This is a genomic window from Mesorhizobium sp. B4-1-4, assembly GCF_006439395.2.
Taxonomy (GTDB): domain Bacteria; phylum Pseudomonadota; class Alphaproteobacteria; order Rhizobiales; family Rhizobiaceae; genus Mesorhizobium.
In genome coordinates, this window is sequence record NZ_CP083950.1 from 2,093,569 (window position 1) to 2,113,360 (window position 19,792).

Sequence of the window (19,792 nt, forward strand, 5' to 3'; positions counted from 1 at the left end):
AAAGCGCGCCACGGGGGACACAACTCTATGTTCATTGACTATTATGAAATTCTCGAAATTAGCCCGAATGCCAACTCGGAAACGTTAGAGCGGGTATTTCGTTACTTTGCCATGCGCTACCATCCCGACAATCAAGACACCGGCGATGAAGCACGCTTTAGCGAAATCGTGGAAGCCCATAACATCCTGAAAGACCCGGTCAAACGCGCTCAGTACGACATCAAGTACAAAGACCACTTGAAGCTTCGCCGCGAGCTGATTGAGGAAACCGGCAATAATAAAGGTATAGAGCGTGACGTCGTAATTCAGGCAAAACTTCTCTCGCTTCTTTACGTCAAACGCCGACAAGACGTCAATGATCCTGGCATTGGCGATACAGAACTTGAACGCCTATCAGGCTGCCCCCGTGAGCATCTCGAGTTTCATCTCTGGTATCTGAAAGCAAAAGGCTGGATAGGTAGGGTCGAAAACGGCACCTTCGCGATCACCGTGGAGGGCATCGATCGCGCCAATGCCGAACACCGTCGTGAGCCCGCCATCCGACTATTGGACCGCGACGTCCGTGGCGCATGAATCCTTTGCTGCTGCAAAGGATCCGCCGTTCGTTTGACGGCAATGGCGGTCCGTCCTGGGATAGTGGGTAGTCGGCCCGCCCGCGCGAGAACAGCGCGACCTGGAGGGAACCAGAGGAAGTGCCGCGCGTTCTCGCCGCATGCTCAAGAAGATCGCCTTTGCCGCCGTTCTGATCCAGGTCGCCGCCTTTTCGGCTCTCATAACCCAGACGGTTCTTTTCGCGTCATCCACCACCACCCACGCGGCGAACGTAGCGCCTGGCGAAGCTGTTGCGGCCGTAGACAGAGAATGCACCCAGGCGATGTGGCGCAATATTCCGGATCATTGTCTAAGGCGGATTGAGGCGACGAGGCCGATTGCGACAACAATCCTGCGGACGGCCGCGCAATAACGACCCGGCAGGGTAAGGCAGGCCGTGCATCACTTGAACATCAAAGCCCATGCCCGGCAGACCGTGGCCTACGCGCCGACCAGCGGCACGGTAACGGTCGTCGCGTAGTTGATCGGGAAGGCGCTGAAATAGGGAAAGTCGATGACGAAGGCATAGCTGGCGGTCAGATGTGCCATGCGGAAGCCACCACTCGCCGGATCCATGACGATCGTGACGACGACATCCTTCAAACCCAGGGCCTGAAGTTTCTGTGTAGCGATGGCCTGGATGTCGGCCTGGGTCAGCGTGTTCTGAAGCTGCAGCGAGCGTGCCGACATCTCCAGCGTATAGCGAACACTGGATATGGAGTTCATCGACCAGCCGAAGGCGAAGATGCCAAACAAAAGCATGATGAGAAAGGGGGCGATCAATGCGAATTCCAAGCCGGCACCGCCCGATCGATCCCGCCTGAACGCGGCTGCCATGACGCAATTCCAGGAAAAGTGCGAAGCGGTTTTCCGTCCGGAATTGCGCAGAAACAAAGAGTTAGAGCGGGTCAATGATTCCATCAAACGCTGAACCGCTCTGACGCAATTCCAGGAAAAGTGCGAAGCGGTTTTCCGTCCGGAATTGTGTCCAAGCAAGCACATAGTGCGGGCCTGCGTTTCCGCGAAACGAAGAACGGCTCTAGCGGACACGGATCACCTCCAGGTGGCCGATGACGCTGGACGTGGAAAAGACGCCGAAGGTGAAGGGCGGCACCCAGGTGGCCGACGCCTGGATCTGGACATAGACCGATGGCGCCTTGGGCCCGCTGCACAGGGTGGCGGCGTCGACCACGGTCGCCCCGCACATGTAAATCCGGCTTAGCGTGACCTGGCCATCCGCCGGCCGCTTCTCCCAACTCGAAATGGCAACGGCCTGGGTCGCCGTATCGTTGGTCGATCCTGCCATGACCAGGTTCGCGGCAGTCTTGACGCCGGCGCGCATCGACAGCGAACTCGTCACGTAGGACCAACCGTCGAGGATGCCGAGCAGCGCAACGCACAGAAAGGGCAGAACCATTGCGAATTCGACGGCCGCAGTGCCCGCCTCATCTTTAAGATACGAGATCGATCGACGCTCCACGGCAGACTACTCGACCAGCGCCACGGACTGCGCGGCCGGAATGTTGCGCATTCCGAGGCTCGAGCAATCCTGATTGATGGTTGAGTTGCCTGACCATTGGATCGTATCGGCGACGACCTGAGTGCAGCCGCCGTTGCCCGAGAAATTGCCAAGATAGTTCACTTGCTGTTTGGGAAAGTAGAGAGCGCCCGTCAGCAACGAATCCGCGGTGCCGTTGAAGGTGTTCTGTCCGCCTGTACCCATTCTGTCCCCATACATCAGCACGCCGGAGTAGGTGCCGGATGTCGGCGCGCTCAGATTAACAGTGGCGTTGCCGTTCATGCTGACGGTCGAACTGCCTGCCATGAAGATGGTAACTCCGGCACCAGCGACGATTGCGTTGGCGTTTATCTTGAAATTGCCCTGGACAACGTAGACGCCAGGCGAAAGGGTAACGTTGCCGCTGAGACTGAGTCCACTGCAATAGGTCCCCGGCTGAATCGTTTGCGTCGTCTTGTTGCCGTTGATATTCTGACAGGGGTTGGTCGCCGCAGGCGCCGGCAGGTCGGCAAACGGATCGGGGGCAGGCAGCGCCTGAGTGATCGGCGTCGCACAGACGGTCGTTACGGGATTGCTGAGAGAGACACCGCCCGCTGATATCAGGCAATCGACAGCGAGACTCGCTGATCCCTGAAGCGTGATGGCGTCCGAGGCGGTCGAATTGGCCATGATAACGCAGTGAGAGAACTTGACGCTAGTGCTGCCGGAAAACCACACCGCCTTCGAAGCGGCTGGATCGAGCGCGGTCATGCATGCCTTGGAGGCGTCGGTGATAAGCGCCACCGCCCTCGCCTGTTCGGGAACCTGGCCTTGTGTGAAGATCGAAGTGAACATCCGGTCGAGGTTCTGGCTGACGATGACCTCGACCGCTTTCTTCGCCGTGTTCGGTCCAGATGCTGGTGGCGTGTTGACGACGATCGTGCCTGAACCCAGCCCGTTTGAAGCGGCCGACTGGGTCGCGGCTGCGGTGATCGTCGGCTTGTCTGACCCCGAGATCCGTTCGAGCGCCCCGGCATAGGCCGCGGCGTCGGCCGTCGCCTGAAGTTTGAGGCTGTTGTAATACCAGTAGGACGTCTCGATACCGAAACCCGCGGCGCCGACGACGATCGGTAAGGTCAGGGCGAAGATGGTGGCAACATTCGCGCTCGTACCCCGGCGTATACCGTCCGCTATAAGCCGAATTCGGGTGAAGCGTTTGAAAGTCATGAGAAATTAGAAGACATGCACATATGAACGAACGGCTAAAAAGTTCGGTTCATTTTTTGATCGATGGCTTATTGGCCTCAAAAAGAAAGAATTTTCGTCGGCCGATCGGCGCACGATAGGACTTTTGTCCAGCAAACTTGGGACCAAGGTCCGACAGACGACATTATGGCATGGTCCATGCTTTTCGAGCGGGACAGCCGCCACGAAGGCAAGATGCGGGCAGTGACGGCGAGTCTCAGAGCTGCCAGCCTGGTTCGTAGCGACGCCGTCCCCTACCAGTTCACCCTGAACCCGACATTGCCGCCATAGGTCTGCACCCGGTCGGCGAACTTGCCATCGAAGCTGGCGAAGACGGATGTGTTGGAGCCCAGTTCAGCTTGACGCCGGCGTTGACGGCGACCGCGTCCTCGGCAGCGCTAGCGCCCTGGACGACGAAGGCATAGCCCGGCGCTGCCTGGAAGGTGGGGTTCCACCGAGCGGTCCGGCTTGAACTCATGCTGCCATGCCGCGCGGCCCCAGGCCTGCAGCGTCGTCGTCCCGCCGACGGCGACCGTCGTGTCGAGCTGCAGGCCGAGCGAGACCGGCAGCGAGATAACCGTGCGACTGTCGAAGTCGAGGCCGAGCGCTCCGTCGCTGGCCGACTTTTCTGAAAAGGCCTGCATCGACAGCGCCTGGAATTGCAGCCCGGCGAACGGCGTGAGGGCGCCGGCACCGATCGGCTGCCGCCAGCCGGCCTCGAGGCTGGTGCCGAAGCCGGCGCTCATGAAATCACCGGTCCAGTGCTCCCTCGTGATCGCCGGCACGGGATTGAGCGGACCGGACGCGCCCGGAACCGAGGTGAAGCGGTCGGTCGTGTTGCTGTAGAGATCCATCGCCAGCGAGCCGTTGATGTAGAACTGGTCCCATTTGTGCGCACCATAGGCGCCGGCATGGCCGCCGATGATGTTGCCCGAAGTCTCGCGTCCGGCACCGAGAAGGATCCCGCGACGCCGCCAAGCGCGAAGCCCATCAGCGTGTCGGGATCGCCCTGCGAGTCGAGGCCGACGGCGAAATTGCCGGACCTGTAGCCAAGCGCGGCGCTGCCGACCACCGGATCGCCGGAAACCGCGCCGGAATTGCCGCCCGCGGTTTCGTGCGCTATCGTTGCAAATAGCGTGAAGTTATCGGCGACTGGATTTGCTTCAGGCTGAAAGAACTGGTGTCGCTTCGGCGATCGTGCCAGCCGAAAGTTCTCTCTGTACGGCAAGGAAAAACCTGCGTACTTCGTCACTGGCTGCCGCCCTGTCCCTGCCGGATCCAACGACGAGATCAAGCAACTCGACCGCTTTTGCCCTCCAGAAGGAGGTGGCGGTCTCGCCGTGCAGATTGCCAAGATTGGCTGCAACTTCTTTAACCAAGAATAGCTGACGGTCGATCGGGAATGCACGGACTTTTTCTGGGGACATCTTCCGAACCATGAGACTGACGCAACGAATCAACCATTGCTGAACAAACAATGGCCTAGCCGCGAAGATGGAAACGGAAGCTTAACGCCGCTATCGAGACGATCCGGTCGCCGGATCGTCATGTGCAATCAAATCGAGCTGGTTTGATCGGGATAGACGGAGCGGACCTCAGGCCTGCAGCACCCTGGCCTCACCGCCACGCTTGCGCGGCGCCATCATGTCGCTGGCCATCAGTCCGGTGACACGGCAGAACGCCATGAATGCCCGGCAGGCATCCTCGGTCTTGACTACATCCACCGTGGCGCCGAAGCAGGCATTGAAAGCCTTTTGATATACCGGTCCCTGCCGGCGTGCCGGCCAGTCCTGGAGAAAATCGAGCGCCTGCTCGACGCTGTAGATCTCCTCGACGGGCAAGCCGGATCCTGGCGCGATCCGCACCGGCACCTCGAATTGCAATCTGTCCATCTGACATCTCCCGAACTGGCGTCGCCCCAAGCAACGCCGTTCGTCGCCAAAAGTTGCTTTGTCTGACGTGCCACGCAAATGTGTCGTCACTGCGGAAACGGCCGTTTTGCCGCAACGGGCGGACATCCCGGCAGCGTGATCATTGGTTGGCCGGGTCGGTCTCCGCGTCGAAGGCCATGCGCACCACGGTCAGCAGAACATACGCCGACAGCAATGCGAATAGCACGCCAAGGACAAGCGCTCCGGCTCCGGACAAATAGAGCGTCTCGGCGATCGCCCAATAAACGGTCCCGATGCAGATGAGCGCCTGGACGGAGAGGAACGAGGCGGCCGAAGCCGCCCGCAACAGGCTTTTGGCAACAGGCTTTTTAAAGTCTTGATCCGTTGCATTGAATTGATCCGGAAATGACGCGCCGCGCGCCACCAATGCGCGGCTAACGGCCGCCGCACGGGTCGCGACACGAATGGCATGGGAAATGATGGTGAAACCTGCGGTCCTGGACCGCTCAGGCCCGCGTGGACGGCGGCGCGCGCGGCTGGTTGCTGCTTACGCTGGGCGCGCCGATCGCCCCATGGTCGGCAATAAATACGGCGGGTAATGTCGGATCGAACCGAAGAAGGCAGCTTGCGGCGCCGGCAGGGCCGGATGGCCGCTGGCGAATTTGGCCAGCACCGGCCGGGCACCGCGAACCTCCAGCGCCTGTGCCTTGCTGGTGACACGCAGCAGCGCCGCCATCTCGCCCGACCGTTCCAGACCAACGCTGGCGCCGCCCTGTGCAGGGTCCGCGAAGATGGGCACATCAGGCCATCGCCAGCAGCACCAGGCCCCTCAGACATGAGCAGGCTGCCGTCAACGGTGCTTCAAGCGATCTGGCGCGCTTGCGTGAAGGAGGCGATCTCCAAAACGTAACCCGCCCTAACGCAGATGGGCGGAAAGGAAAGCAAACCGTGCAAAACCGAGCAGAGATCACCCCGACCAGACGAATATCCTGCCCACTCGGGCGGCATCAGGCAGTTCTTCCTTGAACCTTTTGCCCCCAAGTGCCAAATCTGGGAGGATTTTCACGCCAGCACTCCTGCAGCGCCCCACCTTCTACACGGACGAAATGGTCACCTATCTCGACGCCGCCACGGCACCGCTCAGAAATACCGGCCAGATCCGCCTTTATGGCGAGGAAGGGTTTGCCGGCATGCGCAAGGCATGCGACCTCACCGCGCGCTGCCTGGACGAATTGGTGCCTATGGTCGCTCCCGGCGTCACGACCGAGACCATCGACCGTTTCGTCTTCGAATTCGGCATGGACCATGGCGCGCTGCCGGCGACGCTCAACTATCGCGGCTACACGAAATCGTCCTGCACCTCGATCAACCATGTCGTCTGCCATGGCATTCCAGACAACAAGCCGTTGAAGGATGGCGACATCGTCAACATCGACGTCACCTACATCCTCGATGGCTGGCACGGCGACTCCTCGCGCATGTATCCCGTCGGCACCATCAAGCGCGCCGCGGAACGCCTGCTCGAGGTCACCCATGAATGCCTGATGCGCGGCATTGCCGCGGTCAGGCCGGGTGCCCGCACCGGCGCCATCGGCGCCGCTATTCAGACCTATGCCGAGGCGGAACGCTGCTCGGTGGTGCGCGACTTCTGCGGCCATGGCGTCGGCCAGCTGTTCCATGATGCGCCCAACATCCTGCACTATGGCAACGCCAGTGAAGGCGTGGAAATGCGGCCCGGCATGATCTTCACCATCGAGCCGATGATCAACCTCGGCCGGCCGCATGTGAAGGTCCTGTCGGACGGCTGGACGGCGGTGACGCGCGATCGCTCGCTGTCGGCGCAGTATGAGCACACGATCGGCGTGACCGACGCGGGCTGCGAGATTTTCACGCTCTCGCCCGCAAAACTCGACCGCCCCGGCCTGCCGGCCTGATATTTTGACATGTCGGGCGGCTGTTTGCCCGATTGATTGCCGGATGCGGGGGCGCATGGGGAAAGTCAGCGACGACGACGAGCGGAGTTTCTTCTCCGAGGTGCAGGTACCACTCGCGGCGAAAGCCAGGCCGGTACCCGAGGAGAAACCACACTATCTCGGTCATCGCGACCGCCTGCGCGAGCGCTTTGCCTCCGCGGGTCCGGATGCCCTGCCCGACTATGAACTCCTGGAACTCCTGCTCTTCCGCCTGATCCCGCGCGCCGACACCAAGCCGACCGCCAAGGCGCTGCTGGCGCGCTTCGGCACTTTGGCCGAGGTACTTGGCGCGCCCGTCAACCTGTTGCAGGAGGTCAAGGGTGTCGGCCCGGCGGTGGCGTTCGACCTCAAGGTCGTCGCGGCGACAGCGCAGCGCATGGCGCGCGGCGAAGTCCATGGCCGCGAAGTCCTGTCGTCGTGGACGCAGCTTCTCGCCTACTGTCGCTCGGCCATGGCGTTCGAGGCACGCGAGCAGTTCCGCATCCTCTTCCTCGACAAGAAGAACGCGCTGATCGCCGACGAAGTGCAGCAGACCGGCACTGTCGACCACACACCCGTCTATCCCAGAGAAGTGGTCAAGCGGGCGCTCGAACTGTCGGCGACCGCGATCATCCTGGTGCACAACCATCCCTCCGGCGACCCGACGCCATCACGCGCCGATATCGAGATGACAAAGGAGATCGTCGACGCGGCCAAGCGGCTGGGCATCGCCGTGCACGACCACATCATCATCGGGCGCAAAGGCCATTCCAGCATGAAGGGTCTGCTGCTGATCTAGCGCATGTGGCTGGCATGGCGCATCGGGCTGTGGCCAGGCTTTCAACAATTCAGCGCGCTTTCCATAGACCAGCCCACAACTTCTGCCTTACCGCTGGGGTTGATGGTTAGGACCATCGTCCGGCCAGCATGGGACTTCAGTACAGCAGCAGTTTTACTGCACCGATTTTGAAGCAATCTCAGGAGGTTACGGCATCTTCTGGATCCGGCCAACGGATAGGAAACACATTTAGCCAAAGTTTATTCTGTACTTTTAGCAATTTCTCACACGAGGCTGTTTTAGCGGTTGGGCGGAGTGGCGATTCCCGAGGAGAGACACCATGACAAACCGAAAAACTCTGTTCGCGGTACTTGCCGCATTGGCGCTTCTTGCGTCCCCGGCGCTCGCCGGCAACGGGCACGGCAATGGCGGTGGCAATGCCGGCGGCAACGGCGGCGGCCAAGGCAACGGCGGCGGCAAGGGTAATGGCAATGGCAACAGTGGCGCTTCGCATGGCAAGTCTGCGTCGACTCCAGGGCATGCGGCCAGGACGGAAACGGACACAACGACCGACACCACGGTCGATACGACTGAGGTCGCGTCCGTGCCCAACGACAAGAACATCCATGCCAAGCTCGGCCGGCTGAACTCGCTGCAGCGCAATATCAACGCTTACATGAATTCCAAGAGCAAGAAGTTCGCTGCCATTCAGGCGTATGTGACACAGTCCGCGAAAGCCAAGGTCGCCCAGGCCGCGGCTGACGCGGCGGCCGCGACAGCGGCCACAGCCCAGACCCAACTGGATACTCTGAACGCGCAGCTGACCGCGCTGCAGGCGGATTCGTCAGCCACGACTGCCCAGATCCAGGCTGTGAAAGACCAGATCACCGCACAGCAGGCCATCGTCGACGCCGACAATGCGGCGGCGGCCCAGGCCGAGGCGGCAGCCACCGCGGCGGCCGTCGGCACCGATCAGACATCGCTTGACGCAGCACTGGCGGGTATGGCCAACAAGCCCGTCGATGCCCAGGTCAGTGCCTGGGCCCAGGGCGTCCTTGCCGGCAAGATCGATCAGGCGGCCGCCACGATCCAAGCGGGGACGACGCCGTAGCGCATCGCGCCCGAAGCGGCGATAGCCAGCCAAGAAACATGCCGCTGGGCCTCCCCCGGCGGCATTGCCGTTTCTGGCCCTTGGGAAGAAAACTGGCCAAAGAAGTCCGTCTGCCGCTGTCCCGCGCACCTGTCCCGCCGGACATCTTCCCACGAAATCGGAGGTACTTTTCCGCCAGCGCAAGCGCGAAAACCGTTGCCGATCCCGGTGGTTGAAGATCTTCCCGTCCTTCGACCCGGTTGATGGACAACCCGGCGCCCGACGCCATCGTGTGCCGATACCAAGGTGACCAAGGAGATTGTCGATCCGGCCAAGCGGCAAGGCATTACCGCATGATCAGATCATCGTTGGGCGGAGAAACGCCATTCCATGATAAAGGACCTGGTGCCGACCTGGGGAATTGCCGGTCTCGAAGGGCAAAAGCTGCATTTTTTCCCGTCAAGATAGTCGGCGCTGGAATTGCGACCCCAAATCGAGCTATGATGGGTTTGGTATTTTTCGGGACGGCTTCGCGCCCCTGGAATGCCGGAGGGACGGGACATGGCCGTAGCGCTTGTACTCGTTTTGATTGTAGTGGGCTCGGTGTCGTTTCACCTCCTGAGCCCATGGTGGTGGACGCCGATTGCCTCGAACTGGGACTATATCGACAACACCATCATCATCACCTTCTGGATCACCGGCGTCGTCTTCGCCGCCGTGGTTCTATTCATGGCCTATTGCGTCTTCCGCTTCCGTCATCGGGAAGGCAACCGGGCTGCCTACGAACCGGAAAACAAGCGGCTCGAATCGTGGCTAACGATCGTCACCGCAGTTGGGGTCACGACGTTACTGGTTCCCGGCCTGTTCGTCTGGAGCCGGTTTGTTACCGTTCCAAGCGACGCGACCGAGGTCGAGGTCATTGGCCAGCAATGGCAATGGAGTTTCCGCCTGCCCGGCAAGGATGGCAAGCTCGGCACGTCGGAGACCCGCGACGTCAGTGCCGATAATCCGCTGGGGATCATCCCCGGCGATCCCAATGGTCAGGACGATGTCGTGGTCGAAGCCGCTGATCTGCATTTGCAGGTCGGCAAACCGGTCAAGATGCTGCTTCGCTCCATTGATGTGCTGCACGATTTCTTCGTGCCGGAATTCCGCGCCAAGATGGACATGGTCCCGGGCTCGGTCACCTATTTCTGGTTCACCCCGACCAAGACCGGAACCTTTCAGGTCCTTTGCGCCGAACTTTGCGGCCAAGGGCATCCTTTGATGCATGGTGTGGTCGTCGTCGACACGCAACAAGACTACCTGGCCTGGCTTGGTCAGCAGCAGACTTTCGCTCAGCTGTCGGCACCCCAGAAAACGGGCTCGGCAGACCAGGCATCGGGCACGATGGCGTCAGGTTTGAACGTTGCAGCAAAGCTCGAAACGGTCGGGTCTCGCTGAAAAGAACACGGAGTGTTCCCATGGTCGACATCACGCCAGCAGATGGAATCCCACCGGCCGAAGTCGCCGAAGTGGAACTTTACCATCCTCATAGCTGGTGGACCAAATACGTCTTCTCGCAAGACGCAAAGGTCATAGCCGTCCAGTATTCGGCGACAGCAACGGGAATCGGCCTGGTCGCCCTGGTGCTATCCTGGCTTATGCGGCTGCAACTCGGCTTCCCCGGTACGTTCAACTTCATCACCCCGGAAGCCTATTACCAGTTCATCACCATGCATGGCATGATCATGGTGATCTACCTGCTCACCGCCCTCTTCCTTGGCGGCTTCGGCAACTATCTGATCCCACTGATGGTCGGCGCGCGCGACATGGTCTTTCCCTATGTCAACATGCTGAGCTACTGGGTCTATCTGCTCGCCGTGCTGGTCCTGGTGTCGAGCTTCTTTGCGCCCGGCGGACCGACTGGGGCCGGCTGGACGCTCTACCCGCCGCAGGCCATTATGAGCGGCACGCCAGGCGGCCAGGACTGGGGCATCATCCTGATGCTCTCCTCGCTGATCCTGTTCATCATCGGCTTCACCATGGGCGGCCTGAACTATGTGGTGACCGTGCTGCAGGGCCGCACGCGCGGCATGACAATGATGCGCCTGCCGCTGACCGTCTGGGGCATCTTCACTGCGACCGTCATGGCGCTGCTCGCCTTTCCGGCGCTGTTCGTTGCCAGCGTGATGATGCTGCTTGATCGCGTCCTGGGCACCAGCTTCTTCATGCCGGCAATCTCCGAGCTGGGCCAGCAACTGCAGCACAATGGCGGCAGTCCGATCCTGTTCCAGCACCTATTCTGGTTCTTCGGCCATCCCGAGGTCTATATCGTGGCGCTGCCGGCCTTTGGCATCGTGTCCGACCTGATCAGCACCCATGCCCGCAAGAACATCTTCGGCTATCGGATGATGGTCTGGGCCATCGTCGGCATCGGCGCCCTGAGCTTCGTGGTCTGGGCGCATCACATGTATGTCAGCGGCATGCACCCCTATTTTGGCTTCTTCTTTGCCACCACGACGCTGATCATCGCCATTCCGACCGCCATCAAGGTCTACAATTGGGTGTTGACCCTGTGGCGCGGCGACATCCATCTCACCATACCTATGCTCTTTGCCCTGGCCTTCATCGTTACCTTTGTCAACGGCGGGCTGACCGGGTTGTTTCTCGGCAATGTCGTCGTCGATGTTCCACTGTCCGACACGATGTTCGTCGTCGCCCATTTCCACATGGTCATGGGTGTCGCCCCGATCCTCGTTGTTTTTGGCGCGATCTACCATTGGTACCCGAAGGTCACAGGCCGGATGCTCGACGAGACGTTGGGCCGGTTCCATTTCTGGGTCACGTTCCTCGGTGCCTACCTGATTTTCTTCCCCATGCACTATCTCGGCCTGATGGGCGTGCCGCGGCGCTACGCTGAACTGACCGACATGACGATCATGACCGAGTCGGCCCGCCACCTGAACTCGTTCATCAGCATCATGGCGTTCGTTGTCGGCTTTGCTCAAATGGTGTTCCTGTTCAACCTGATCTGGAGCATCCGGCACGGCCGCGAGGCCGGCGGCAATCCGTGGCGGGCTACGACCCTCGAATGGCAGACGCCGCAAACACCGCCGGCCCACGGCAATTTCGGCAAGAACCTGCCGATCGTCTATCGCTGGGCCTACGATTACAGCGTGCCGGGCGCCAAAGAGGATTTCATCCCGCAGAACATGCCGGGCTCCTTCGGCCCATCGAGGGCGCCGGCATGAGCGTCATCATAGTCTTCCTGTTCGTCGTCGCCGGCTTTGCCGGATGGTGGCTTTCACATCAGGGGCTGATGTCGAAGCCATGGCTCGAGCAAGGTCTGGCCGGGGATGTTGTCGCCCTCAACCGGTCAACGCTGCCAACCGCCAAGATCGGCCTCGGCGTCTTCCTCGCCGTCGTCGGCTGCCTTTTCGCGCTCTTTACCAGCGCCTATTTCATGCGGATGGCGGTGCCAGACTGGCAGCCGCTGCCGCTGCCGCGGCTGCTCTGGTTCAACACCGGCGTGCTGGTCCTGAGCAGCATAGCCCTGCAATGCACCTCGGTCGCGGCGCGAAGGGGCCAGATCGACACGGTCAGGCTCGGCCTTGCCACGGCCGGGCTGACTGCGCTCGCCTTCCTGATCGGACAGCTCATGGCATGGCGGCAGCTGACCGCCGACGGCTATTTTCTGGCCTCCAATCCGGCCAACAGTTTCTTCTACCTGATAACCGGCATGCATGGCCTGCACATATTGGGAGGGCTGGTGGGTCTGGGCAGAACCACCACCAGCGCCTGGACTGGAGCGCGGCCGGAGCGGCTTCGCCTCGGCGTCGAGCTATGTGCCATGTACTGGCATTTCCTGCTTTTCGTCTGGCTTGCCATCTTCGCCCTGCTGGCCGGCTGGGCCGCGACGTTCGTCGACATTTGCCGGCTGTTGCTGACCTAAGGGGATCAAGCGCATGGCACAGACACTGACACATATCGGCCAGACGGAGCCACCGCCAGCAGGCTGGCGAGGCATTGCCGCCGACTGGTCCTCGGATCAGCGCGCGTTCAAGAACGTGTCCTGGGGCAAGGCCATGATGTGGATCTTCCTGCTCAGCGACACCTTCGTATTCGGCTGCTTCCTGCTCTCCTACATGACCGCGCGCATTTCCACACGCGTGCCGTGGCCCAATCCGAGCGAGGTTTTTGCGCTCCGTATCGGCGGCTCGGATATCCCGCTGATCCTTATTGCCATCATGACCTTCGTGCTGATCTCCAGCAGCGGGACAATGGCCATGGCAGTCAATTTCGGCTACCGCCGCGACCGCCGCAAGACGGCGATTCTCATGCTTCTGACTGCCGCACTCGGTGCGACTTTTGTCGGCATGCAAGCTTTCGAATGGACCAAGTTGATCACCGAAGGGGTGCGGCCTTGGGGCAATCCCTGGGGTGCCGCGCAATTCGGCTCATGCTTCTTCATGATTACCGGCTTCCACGGCACGCATGTGACCATCGGTGTGATCTTCCTGATCATCGTGGCGCGCAAGGTCTGGCGCGGAGACTACGACATCGGACGGCGCGGCTTCTTCACCAGCCGCACGGGTCACTACGAGAACGTCGAGATAATGGGGCTGTACTGGCACTTCGTCGATCTGGTCTGGGTATTCATCTTCGCATTCTTCTATCTTTGGTGAGAGGCAGACATGGCTGAAGTAACCGCAAACGGCCTCGGGCAAGACGCACTTCACGCCGCGCACGAAGCGCCGGCGACTCGCATCGCCTATACGGAGGTTCACCAGGAGCACCCGATCAAACTCTATCTGGTGGTGTGGGCGTGGCTGTTCATCCTCAGCACCTGCTCCTACCTGGTCGACTATTTCGGCCTCCACGGCTATCTCAGATGGTCGCTGATCCTGATTTTCATGATCCTCAAGGCAGGATTGATCGTCGCCGTCTTCATGCACATGGCTTGGGAACGGTTGGCTTTGGCGTATGCCATCATCTTGCCGCCAATATTGGTCCTGGTGTTTGTGACAATGATGGTCTTCGAAGCGGATTACACGCTTTTCACGCGGCTGGCGTTTTTCGGAGCCGGGCCCTGACGTGAACCATCAGCACTGGTCCATTTTTAGTAGCCGAAACGACATTGGGAGAATGATTTCCCTCGTTTCCCCACGCGTCATGAACTCCGGCAAAGGGAGGCCAAGATGACGATCGCAGCCAGACTGAAGAACTTTATCGACCAGAAGGGAATCTCATACGACACTGTCGCCCACCATCGCACATCCACCAGCAGACAGGCCGCCATTGCCGCGCATATACCCGGCAGCATAATGGCCAAATCGGTGGTTGTTCACCACGAGCTCGGCTATGCGCTGGCCGTGGTTCCCAGCACGCACAGGATCGAACTCGGCACATTGCAAGACGTCATGGACAAGCGTCTCGGGCTCGCCTCCGAAGACGAGGTGATTTCGCTCTTCGGCGATTGCGACACCGGTGCCATCCCGCCGATCGGCGCAGCCTACGACGTGCCGGTGATTGTCGATGAGAGCCTTGGCGATGCCGCCGACATCTACTTCGAAGGCGGCGACCACAGAACGCTGGTGCATGTCAGCGGCAAGGATTTCCGCAACCTGACCATGGGCGCGCACCAAGCCCGCTTCAGTCACCGGGCTTACTGACGGCTCGATCAAAACTCGCCCCGGCACCCTGGCCGGAGCGATGCGAAACTTCCTCAACTCGCCGGTCTGGCGGGCGGCTCCACAACCTTGCGGTAGACATGCCAGGTGGCGTGACCGAGGATCGGCAGCACGACGGCGAGCCCGACGAATACTGGCAGCGAGCCGATGATCAGGCCGACGGCCACGATCAGCCCCCAGACGGCCATCACGATCGGGTTCGCCAGGACCACGCGCACCGAGGTGTGGATCGCTTCATAGGCGCCGACATCGCGATCAAGCAACAATGGGAAAGCGATGACCGTCGTGCACAACACCACCACAGCGAAGATGAAGCCGATGGCATGTCCCAGGATAATCAGCGTCCAGCCACGTCCGGTGGCGAATATTGCGTTGATGAAGCTGGATATCGATTCCGGCGGAGCCGGGCCGAAAAGGTATTGGTAGAACATCTGCGCCGTCAAAAGCCAGGTGATGAAAATCGCAAACAGCATGATCCCGACCGCCGCGATGGCCGGCAGCGCCGGAGAATTCCTGACCTCGAATGCATGCCGCCAGGAGGTGTCGAGTCCGGCCTCCCGTCTACGGCTGATTTCATAGAGGCCGATCGCCGCGAATGGGCCAATCAGCGCAAAACCAGAAACCAGCGGAAACAACAACGGCAAAGCATTGGCGCCTGAAGTCCAAGCGGCGAGCACGACGCCCACGAGCGGATAGATCAGGCAGAGAAAGACGATATGCGATGGTTTGACCATGAAATCATCGACGCCCCGTTTGAGCGCGTCGAAAAGGTCGGAAACACCGATTTTCCGAATTTTGGTATGTTCCAGCGTCTCGCTGGCGCCTGCTATCACATGAAAGCTTGCCATGACCGTTCCTCCAGACCGGGTCCGGAAGGTCGCGGTTTTGGCGGTGCTGTCGTCTGCGTGACTGGCCACACAAGACCGCGACCTACACCGCCATCAACATACTCTCTTGCGCGGGGCTTGTCGCCCGTTGTTGGCAAGGATAGGAGGACCGAGCGGCTCGGCTGCCTCTGGCGGCCCTTCTTCGATATGCTTATGCAGCGCCGCGCACCCTTTTTTACGCACGCAAAGACGCTGTACCACTTGGATTGGCGCATGATCCTTTCCCAACCGCAGGTCGGCGAAGCAAAATCGATCCGATCGCGACAGCTCTATAAGCGTCTTTAGCACGGCACGTGCCGACCGGCCGCCGGAGAGCGGTTCGCGAGCGGCGATCTGCGCTCAAACTCCGGCTGAGATCAAAGTGCGCGTGACAATGGTGTCGGCAAGCAGCGCGGCGAAGATCACGAAGAGATAGAAGATCGAATAGGCAAACAGCGCCTTGGCCGGTTTCAGTTCCTCTTCGGGAGCGGCCAGAAGCTTCCAGGCGTGCCAGATGAAAGCGGCACCCAATGCGGCCGAGGCAATTCCGTAGTAGCCGCTGGCGAATCCGAAGAGCCAAGGCAGTATGCCGACCGGCGCCAAAAGCAGCGCATAGGCAAGGATCTGCCTTCGCGTTGAAGCTGGGCCTGCCACATTCGGCATCATCGGAATACCGGCAGCGGCGTAGTCGCCAACCTTGAACAGCGCCAGCGCCCAGAAATGCGGCGGCGTCCAGAGAAAGATGATCAGAAACAGGATGAGGCTTTCAATGCCGATGGCGCCAGTTGCGGCGGCCCATCCAATCATCGGAGGAAGGGCGCCAGCCGCGCCACCGATGACGATGTTCTGCGGTGTCGAGCGCTTCAGCCACATCGTGTAGATGACGACGTAGAAGAAGATGGTGAAGGCAAGCAGCGATGCTGCAAGCCAGCCCACCAGTACGCCGAGCGTCATGACCGAAAGCCCGGAAAGCACAAGGCCGAAGCCGAGAGCTTCGCCCGGCGTAACGCGGCCCGACGGAACCGGCCGCCTTGATGTGCGCGACATCAACGCGTCGATGTCCGCGTCGTACCACATGTTGAGGGCCCCCGCCGCTCCCGCTCCGATCGCAATCGCGCCGATTGCAATCACGGCAATGGCCGGATTCATCCCGCTAGGCGCCACCATCAGACCGACGAAAGCGGTGAATACGGCAAGCGCCATGACCCGCGGCTTCATAAGCGCGAAGAAATCACCCGCCGTCGCTTCCGAGGGGCGGATGACGGTATCGTCGAGGCGGCTTTCCCCAGTCGACATCTCAGACCACCGATCGAAGCGGGCAAGCTGGGCCATGATCCCGAACTGAACGCCCGCGCAAGCGAGAACTGGTACCCTGCTTTTGCTTACGCTGTCCTTCGGTTCGGATAAAATCGCGGTAGAACAAGGACGGATGGCAGAGAAGCCTGGTCACTTGGAAAACGTTTTCAGATAAGCAATGACATTGGCCACGTCCGCATCGTTCTTGAGGCCTGGAAACGCCATCTTGGTCCCCTTGACCATAGCCCTGGGGTCGTGAAGGTAGGTCGTCAGTGTTGGTTCGTCCCATTTGACGCCGGATTTGCCGGCCGCGATCATGGCATCAGAATATTTAAAATCCGGATGCGTCCCGGCGGTGCGGCCGATGACCCCGTGCAGCGATGGCCCGATCTTGTTCTTGTCTTCATTTGCGATGTGGCAGACTTGGCATTTGGTGAAGACCTTCTCACCAGCCGCGGCATCCTGTGCCTGCGACGGATGCGCGACGAAGATCGTAACGGACACCGCAGCGAAAAACGCTATAGTGCGCATGGCATTTCCTCTCTGATCGTCATTTGTGTCTTGGACGATCGCGTCTGGGCCGAATATCCGCCCTCCCCAGTGGAATTGCGGTACCAATGTACCATGGAATCCAGGCGGCGGGTAGAAAAAGCCAAGCATCGCTGAGGTTTAGAACCCGGCGCGCTCAAGGCGGGTCGGTGTTGCAGCTCCCGGCAATCTGCGCGACCGCCTCATCGAGCCCCGCAAGGTCGAAATCCGCCTGGCCGCGCCCCGACAGCAACCCGAACCGCCAGGAGAGCAGCAGCCGGCTTGCGGGAACAAGACGCTTGATGCCGTCGGCGCCGTCGCGCATCAGCAATCGGCCGCGCGACCCGACCGACCAGCTCTCGTTGAACTTGCCGCCACCATCAACGGTAACCGACATTGTGATCTTGCCGCCGGCCGAAACCGCGTCATTCAATTGCAGCCATTCGGTCCAGCGCGGTTCGCCGGCTGCCCGGCAGGCAATGGTCAGGACCGGGCTGTAGCTCAAGGCGCCACCCCCGGTGATCAGTTTGTTGGTGGCATGGAGCGAAGCCGTGGCAAGCCCATCCGCACCCGTGGCGAAGCGCCAGCTGCCGCCAATCGCGTCGGCGTAGGCGACATCACAGGCGAAGGCCAGAACGAGCGCCAGGGCGACAGTACGTCCCGTTTCAAAGACTAAGCTCAACGCCCCCTCCACGACCAATGCGGTTTGCATCACAAGCGCAGATAATGATCAATGCTTGGTATCGCCAAGGGCCACCTCCCGCGAAGCGAATCGGCTGTTGCAGTTTCGCAACGAAAAAGGCCGCCTCGAGGGCGGCCTTCGTCGATTCCATCAAGCGCCGGAGCCTTATTCGGCGTCCTTGGCGGCCTTCTTCTTCGGCGCGGCCTTCTTTTTCGGCTCTTCCGTCTCGTCGCCGGCCTTGGCTTCATCTGCCTTGGCTTCAGTCTTCTTGGCCGCCGCCTTCTTCGCCGGCTTGGCCTTGGCCGCGGTTTCCGCTTCCTCGTCGTCCGCCATCAGCTCTTCCTTGCTGACCTTGACGTCGGTGACCGAGATCTGCCCGAGCAGGTGGTCGACCACCTTCTCCTCGAACATCGGTGCCCGCAGCGCGTTCAGCGCCTCGGGGTTGCTGCGGTAGAATTCGAAGGCTTCCTGCTGCTGGTTGGCTGGGAAGCGGCGAACCTGCTCGAACAGGCCACGCTGCAACTCCTCATCGGAAACGGTGACACCGGCCTTTTCGCCGATCTCGGCCAGCACCAGGCCGAGACGCACGCGGCGCTCGGCAAGGCGCATATATTCGGCGCGGGCTTCTTCTTCGGTCGTCTCTTCGTCGGCGAAAGTGCGGCCGGCGGCTTCCAGGTCGCGGTTGACCTGCGCCCAGATGTTGTTGAACTCGGCCTCGACGAGCTTCGACGGTGCCTCGAACGAGTAGGCCGCGTCAAGCTGGTCGAGCAGCTGGCGCTTGACCTTCTGGCGCGTCATCGAGCCGAACTGGTTCTCGATCTGGCCGCGCACGATGTCACGCAGGCGCTCGAGTGACTCCAGGCCAAGGTTCTTGGCGGTCTCGTCGTTGATTTCCAGTTCGCCAGGCTTCGACACTTCCTTGACGGTGACATCGAAGGTGGCTTCCTTGCCGGCCAGATGCGCAGCCTGGTAGTTTTCCGGGAAGGTCACGGTGACCTGCTTCTCGTCGCCGGCCTTGGTGCCGATGAGCTGATCCTCGAAGCCCGGAATGAATTCCTTGGAGCCGAGCACCAGCGGCTGGTCGGTGCCGGCGCCGCCGGCAAAGGCCTCGCCGTCGATCTTGCCGACATAGTCGATCGAGACGCGGTCGCCTTCGGCGGCCTTGCCGGTCTTCGGCTCGTAGCTGCGCGCTGATTCGGCGACACGCTTGACCTGCTCGTCGATCTCGGAATCCGGCACGTCGAATACCTGACGCGTCACCTTGATGTCGGAGAAATCCTTGATCTCGATGGCCGGGATGACCTCGTAGTTGAGGCGGAACTCGAAATCGGCGCCGCCGGCCAGGATCTTCTCGGCTTCCTTCTCGTCCTCGGTCATGATGACCTCGGGCTGCATGGCGGCCTTTTCGCCGCGCCCGGTGATGATGGAACGGGTCGAGTCGTTGAGGATTTCGTTGACCACTTCGGCCATGAACGACTTGCCGTAGACCTTGCGCAGGTGTTGCACCGGCACCTTGCCCGGGCGGAAGCCGTTGATGCGGACCTTGTTCCTGGCGTCGGTGAGTCGCGCCATCAGCTTGGCTTCCATGTCACCGGCCGGCACGGTGATCTTGATCTCGCGCTTGAGACCGGAGTTGAGTGTTTCGGTGACCTGCATCGTAAAACCTTTGTTTTCACCAATGAGGCTGCCAAACGGCTCTCTG

General features: G+C 60.7%; 25 protein-coding genes. 12 read left to right on the forward strand and 13 right to left on the reverse strand.

Annotation, left to right across the window (positions count from 1 at the left end):
* Positions 1–27: 27 nt before the first annotated feature.
* Positions 28–573, forward strand: a complete 546-nt coding sequence (locus tag FJW03_RS10190) for a DnaJ domain-containing protein (RefSeq protein WP_140607525.1) — start codon at positions 28–30, stop codon at positions 571–573.
* Between the two features lie 139 nt (positions 574–712).
* On the forward strand, positions 713–964 hold the full coding sequence (locus FJW03_RS10195; RefSeq protein ID WP_140763096.1) for a hypothetical protein: 252 nt from the start codon (positions 713–715) through the stop codon (positions 962–964).
* Positions 965–1,032: 68 nt separating this feature from the next.
* Here the strand turns inward: FJW03_RS10195 and FJW03_RS10200 are convergent, their stop codons facing one another.
* Complete coding sequence (locus tag FJW03_RS10200; protein ID WP_264296526.1) at positions 1,033–1,353, reverse strand: pilus assembly protein; 321 nt, start codon at positions 1,351–1,353, stop codon at positions 1,033–1,035.
* Here FJW03_RS10200 and FJW03_RS10205 point away from each other — a divergent pair.
* A complete protein-coding gene (locus FJW03_RS10205; protein WP_226890748.1) occupies positions 1,307–1,522 on the forward strand; it encodes a hypothetical protein in 216 nt (71 codons plus the stop codon). The two genes, FJW03_RS10200 and FJW03_RS10205, sit on opposite strands and share 47 nt — an antisense overlap.
* A 108-nt stretch (positions 1,523–1,630) precedes the next feature.
* Here the strand turns inward: FJW03_RS10205 and FJW03_RS10210 are convergent, their stop codons facing one another.
* From FJW03_RS10210 to FJW03_RS10240, 7 genes are all read right to left on the reverse strand, one after another.
* Positions 1,631–2,071 carry a TadE/TadG family type IV pilus assembly protein gene (locus FJW03_RS10210; RefSeq protein WP_181165519.1) on the reverse strand — a complete coding sequence of 147 codons (441 nt, stop codon included), beginning with the start codon at positions 2,069–2,071 and terminating at the stop codon, positions 1,631–1,633.
* Between the two features lie 6 nt (positions 2,072–2,077).
* On the reverse strand, positions 2,078–3,316 hold the full coding sequence (locus tag FJW03_RS10215) for a TadE/TadG family type IV pilus assembly protein (protein ID WP_181173231.1): 1,239 nt from the start codon (positions 3,314–3,316) through the stop codon (positions 2,078–2,080).
* A gap of 416 nt (positions 3,317–3,732) precedes the next feature.
* Positions 3,733–4,467, reverse strand: a complete 735-nt coding sequence (locus FJW03_RS10220) for an autotransporter domain-containing protein (protein WP_140763102.1) — start codon at positions 4,465–4,467, stop codon at positions 3,733–3,735.
* A gap of 30 nt (positions 4,468–4,497) precedes the next feature.
* Positions 4,498–4,812: a DUF6074 family protein gene (locus tag FJW03_RS10225; RefSeq protein WP_226890627.1), complete on the reverse strand. Its 315-nt coding sequence runs from the start codon at positions 4,810–4,812 to the stop codon at positions 4,498–4,500.
* Positions 4,813–4,929: 117 nt separating this feature from the next.
* Positions 4,930–5,226, reverse strand: coding sequence for a DUF982 domain-containing protein (locus FJW03_RS10230; protein ID WP_140607530.1), 297 nt, complete (start codon positions 5,224–5,226; stop codon positions 4,930–4,932).
* A gap of 139 nt (positions 5,227–5,365) precedes the next feature.
* Complete coding sequence (locus FJW03_RS10235; protein ID WP_226890628.1) at positions 5,366–5,650, reverse strand: hypothetical protein; 285 nt, start codon at positions 5,648–5,650, stop codon at positions 5,366–5,368.
* A gap of 123 nt (positions 5,651–5,773) precedes the next feature.
* Positions 5,774–6,025, reverse strand: a complete 252-nt coding sequence (locus FJW03_RS10240) for a hypothetical protein (protein WP_140763105.1) — start codon at positions 6,023–6,025, stop codon at positions 5,774–5,776.
* 307 nt (positions 6,026–6,332) lie between these two features.
* Here FJW03_RS10240 and map point away from each other — a divergent pair, with 307 nt between their 5' ends.
* The 9 genes from map to FJW03_RS10285 all read left to right on the forward strand — a co-directional run bounded on the left by map (position 6,333) and on the right by FJW03_RS10285 (position 14,700).
* Entirely contained in the window at positions 6,333–7,160 is an 828-nt protein-coding gene (map, locus tag FJW03_RS10245) for a type I methionyl aminopeptidase (protein ID WP_140694396.1), read from the forward strand.
* Positions 7,161–7,215: 55 nt separating this feature from the next.
* Entirely contained in the window at positions 7,216–7,977 is a 762-nt protein-coding gene (radC, locus tag FJW03_RS10250; protein ID WP_140763108.1) for a RadC family protein, read from the forward strand.
* A 319-nt stretch (positions 7,978–8,296) separates the two neighbouring features.
* Positions 8,297–9,067 carry a hypothetical protein gene (locus FJW03_RS10255; RefSeq protein WP_140763111.1) on the forward strand — a complete coding sequence of 257 codons (771 nt, stop codon included), beginning with the start codon at positions 8,297–8,299 and terminating at the stop codon, positions 9,065–9,067.
* Positions 9,068–9,607: 540 nt separating this feature from the next.
* Entirely contained in the window at positions 9,608–10,489 is an 882-nt protein-coding gene (locus FJW03_RS10260) for a cytochrome c oxidase subunit II (protein ID WP_140694391.1), read from the forward strand.
* A 20-nt stretch (positions 10,490–10,509) separates the two neighbouring features.
* On the forward strand, positions 10,510–12,279 hold the full coding sequence (ctaD, locus tag FJW03_RS10265) for a cytochrome c oxidase subunit I (RefSeq protein ID WP_140763114.1): 1,770 nt from the start codon (positions 10,510–10,512) through the stop codon (positions 12,277–12,279).
* Positions 12,276–12,980, forward strand: coding sequence for a cytochrome c oxidase subunit 3 (locus FJW03_RS10270; protein WP_140694386.1), 705 nt, complete (start codon positions 12,276–12,278; stop codon positions 12,978–12,980). Before ctaD ends, FJW03_RS10270 begins: the two co-directional genes overlap by 4 nt.
* Positions 12,981–12,993: 13 nt before the next feature.
* Positions 12,994–13,713 carry a heme-copper oxidase subunit III family protein gene (locus FJW03_RS10275; RefSeq protein ID WP_140763117.1) on the forward strand — a complete coding sequence of 240 codons (720 nt, stop codon included), beginning with the start codon at positions 12,994–12,996 and terminating at the stop codon, positions 13,711–13,713.
* A 9-nt stretch (positions 13,714–13,722) separates the two neighbouring features.
* Entirely contained in the window at positions 13,723–14,121 is a 399-nt protein-coding gene (locus FJW03_RS10280) for a cytochrome C oxidase subunit IV family protein (protein ID WP_140607540.1), read from the forward strand.
* A 105-nt stretch (positions 14,122–14,226) separates the two neighbouring features.
* Positions 14,227–14,700 (forward strand): aminoacyl-tRNA deacylase, encoded by a 474-nt coding sequence (locus FJW03_RS10285; RefSeq protein ID WP_140694380.1) that lies wholly within the window; start codon positions 14,227–14,229, stop codon positions 14,698–14,700.
* A gap of 53 nt (positions 14,701–14,753) precedes the next feature.
* On the opposite strand, the gene FJW03_RS10290 is transcribed toward FJW03_RS10285, so the two are convergent.
* From FJW03_RS10290 to tig, 5 genes are all read right to left on the reverse strand, one after another.
* Positions 14,754–15,566 carry a DUF2189 domain-containing protein gene (locus FJW03_RS10290; RefSeq protein ID WP_140607542.1) on the reverse strand — a complete coding sequence of 271 codons (813 nt, stop codon included), beginning with the start codon at positions 15,564–15,566 and terminating at the stop codon, positions 14,754–14,756.
* 378 nt (positions 15,567–15,944) lie between these two features.
* Positions 15,945–16,880, reverse strand: coding sequence for a heme o synthase (locus tag FJW03_RS10295; protein ID WP_140763120.1), 936 nt, complete (start codon positions 16,878–16,880; stop codon positions 15,945–15,947).
* Positions 16,881–17,030: 150 nt separating this feature from the next.
* A complete protein-coding gene (locus FJW03_RS10300) occupies positions 17,031–17,411 on the reverse strand; it encodes a c-type cytochrome (protein WP_140763380.1) in 381 nt (126 codons plus the stop codon).
* Positions 17,412–17,565: 154 nt separating this feature from the next.
* A complete protein-coding gene (locus tag FJW03_RS10305; RefSeq protein WP_140607544.1) occupies positions 17,566–18,090 on the reverse strand; it encodes a hypothetical protein in 525 nt (174 codons plus the stop codon).
* A 165-nt stretch (positions 18,091–18,255) separates the two neighbouring features.
* Positions 18,256–19,746, reverse strand: coding sequence for a trigger factor (tig, locus tag FJW03_RS10310; RefSeq protein ID WP_140763122.1), 1,491 nt, complete (start codon positions 19,744–19,746; stop codon positions 18,256–18,258).
* Between the last annotated feature and the right edge of the window lie 46 nt (positions 19,747–19,792).

What these genes read in the sequence shown, in the direction of transcription:
- FJW03_RS10190 (WP_140607525.1), top strand. Translation starts at nt 28, where the DNA reads ATGTTCATTGACTATTATGAAATTCTCGAAATTAGCCCGAATGCCAAC.
- FJW03_RS10260 (WP_140694391.1), top strand. Translation starts at nt 9,608, where the DNA reads ATGGCCGTAGCGCTTGTACTCGTTTTGATTGTAGTGGGCTCGGTGTCG.
- FJW03_RS10280 (WP_140607540.1), top strand. Translation starts at nt 13,723, where the DNA reads ATGGCTGAAGTAACCGCAAACGGCCTCGGGCAAGACGCACTTCACGCC.
- FJW03_RS10270 (WP_140694386.1), top strand. Translation starts at nt 12,276, where the DNA reads ATGAGCGTCATCATAGTCTTCCTGTTCGTCGTCGCCGGCTTTGCCGGA.
- FJW03_RS10295 (WP_140763120.1), bottom strand. Translation starts at nt 16,880, where the DNA reads ATGTCGACTGGGGAAAGCCGCCTCGACGATACCGTCATCCGCCCCTCG.
- FJW03_RS10215 (WP_181173231.1), bottom strand. Translation starts at nt 3,316, where the DNA reads ATGACTTTCAAACGCTTCACCCGAATTCGGCTTATAGCGGACGGTATA.
- radC (WP_140763108.1), top strand. Translation starts at nt 7,216, where the DNA reads ATGGGGAAAGTCAGCGACGACGACGAGCGGAGTTTCTTCTCCGAGGTG.
- ctaD (WP_140763114.1), top strand. Translation starts at nt 10,510, where the DNA reads ATGGTCGACATCACGCCAGCAGATGGAATCCCACCGGCCGAAGTCGCC.
- FJW03_RS10230 (WP_140607530.1), bottom strand. Translation starts at nt 5,226, where the DNA reads ATGGACAGATTGCAATTCGAGGTGCCGGTGCGGATCGCGCCAGGATCC.
- tig (WP_140763122.1), bottom strand. Translation starts at nt 19,746, where the DNA reads ATGCAGGTCACCGAAACACTCAACTCCGGTCTCAAGCGCGAGATCAAG.
- FJW03_RS10290 (WP_140607542.1), bottom strand. Translation starts at nt 15,566, where the DNA reads ATGGCAAGCTTTCATGTGATAGCAGGCGCCAGCGAGACGCTGGAACAT.
- FJW03_RS10285 (WP_140694380.1), top strand. Translation starts at nt 14,227, where the DNA reads ATGACGATCGCAGCCAGACTGAAGAACTTTATCGACCAGAAGGGAATC.
- FJW03_RS10255 (WP_140763111.1), top strand. Translation starts at nt 8,297, where the DNA reads ATGACAAACCGAAAAACTCTGTTCGCGGTACTTGCCGCATTGGCGCTT.
- FJW03_RS10300 (WP_140763380.1), bottom strand. Translation starts at nt 17,411, where the DNA reads ATGCGCACTATAGCGTTTTTCGCTGCGGTGTCCGTTACGATCTTCGTC.
- FJW03_RS10195 (WP_140763096.1), top strand. Translation starts at nt 713, where the DNA reads ATGCTCAAGAAGATCGCCTTTGCCGCCGTTCTGATCCAGGTCGCCGCC.
- FJW03_RS10200 (WP_264296526.1), bottom strand. Translation starts at nt 1,353, where the DNA reads ATGCTTTTGTTTGGCATCTTCGCCTTCGGCTGGTCGATGAACTCCATA.
- FJW03_RS10205 (WP_226890748.1), top strand. Translation starts at nt 1,307, where the DNA reads ATGGAGTTCATCGACCAGCCGAAGGCGAAGATGCCAAACAAAAGCATG.
- map (WP_140694396.1), top strand. Translation starts at nt 6,333, where the DNA reads ATGGTCACCTATCTCGACGCCGCCACGGCACCGCTCAGAAATACCGGC.
- FJW03_RS10275 (WP_140763117.1), top strand. Translation starts at nt 12,994, where the DNA reads ATGGCACAGACACTGACACATATCGGCCAGACGGAGCCACCGCCAGCA.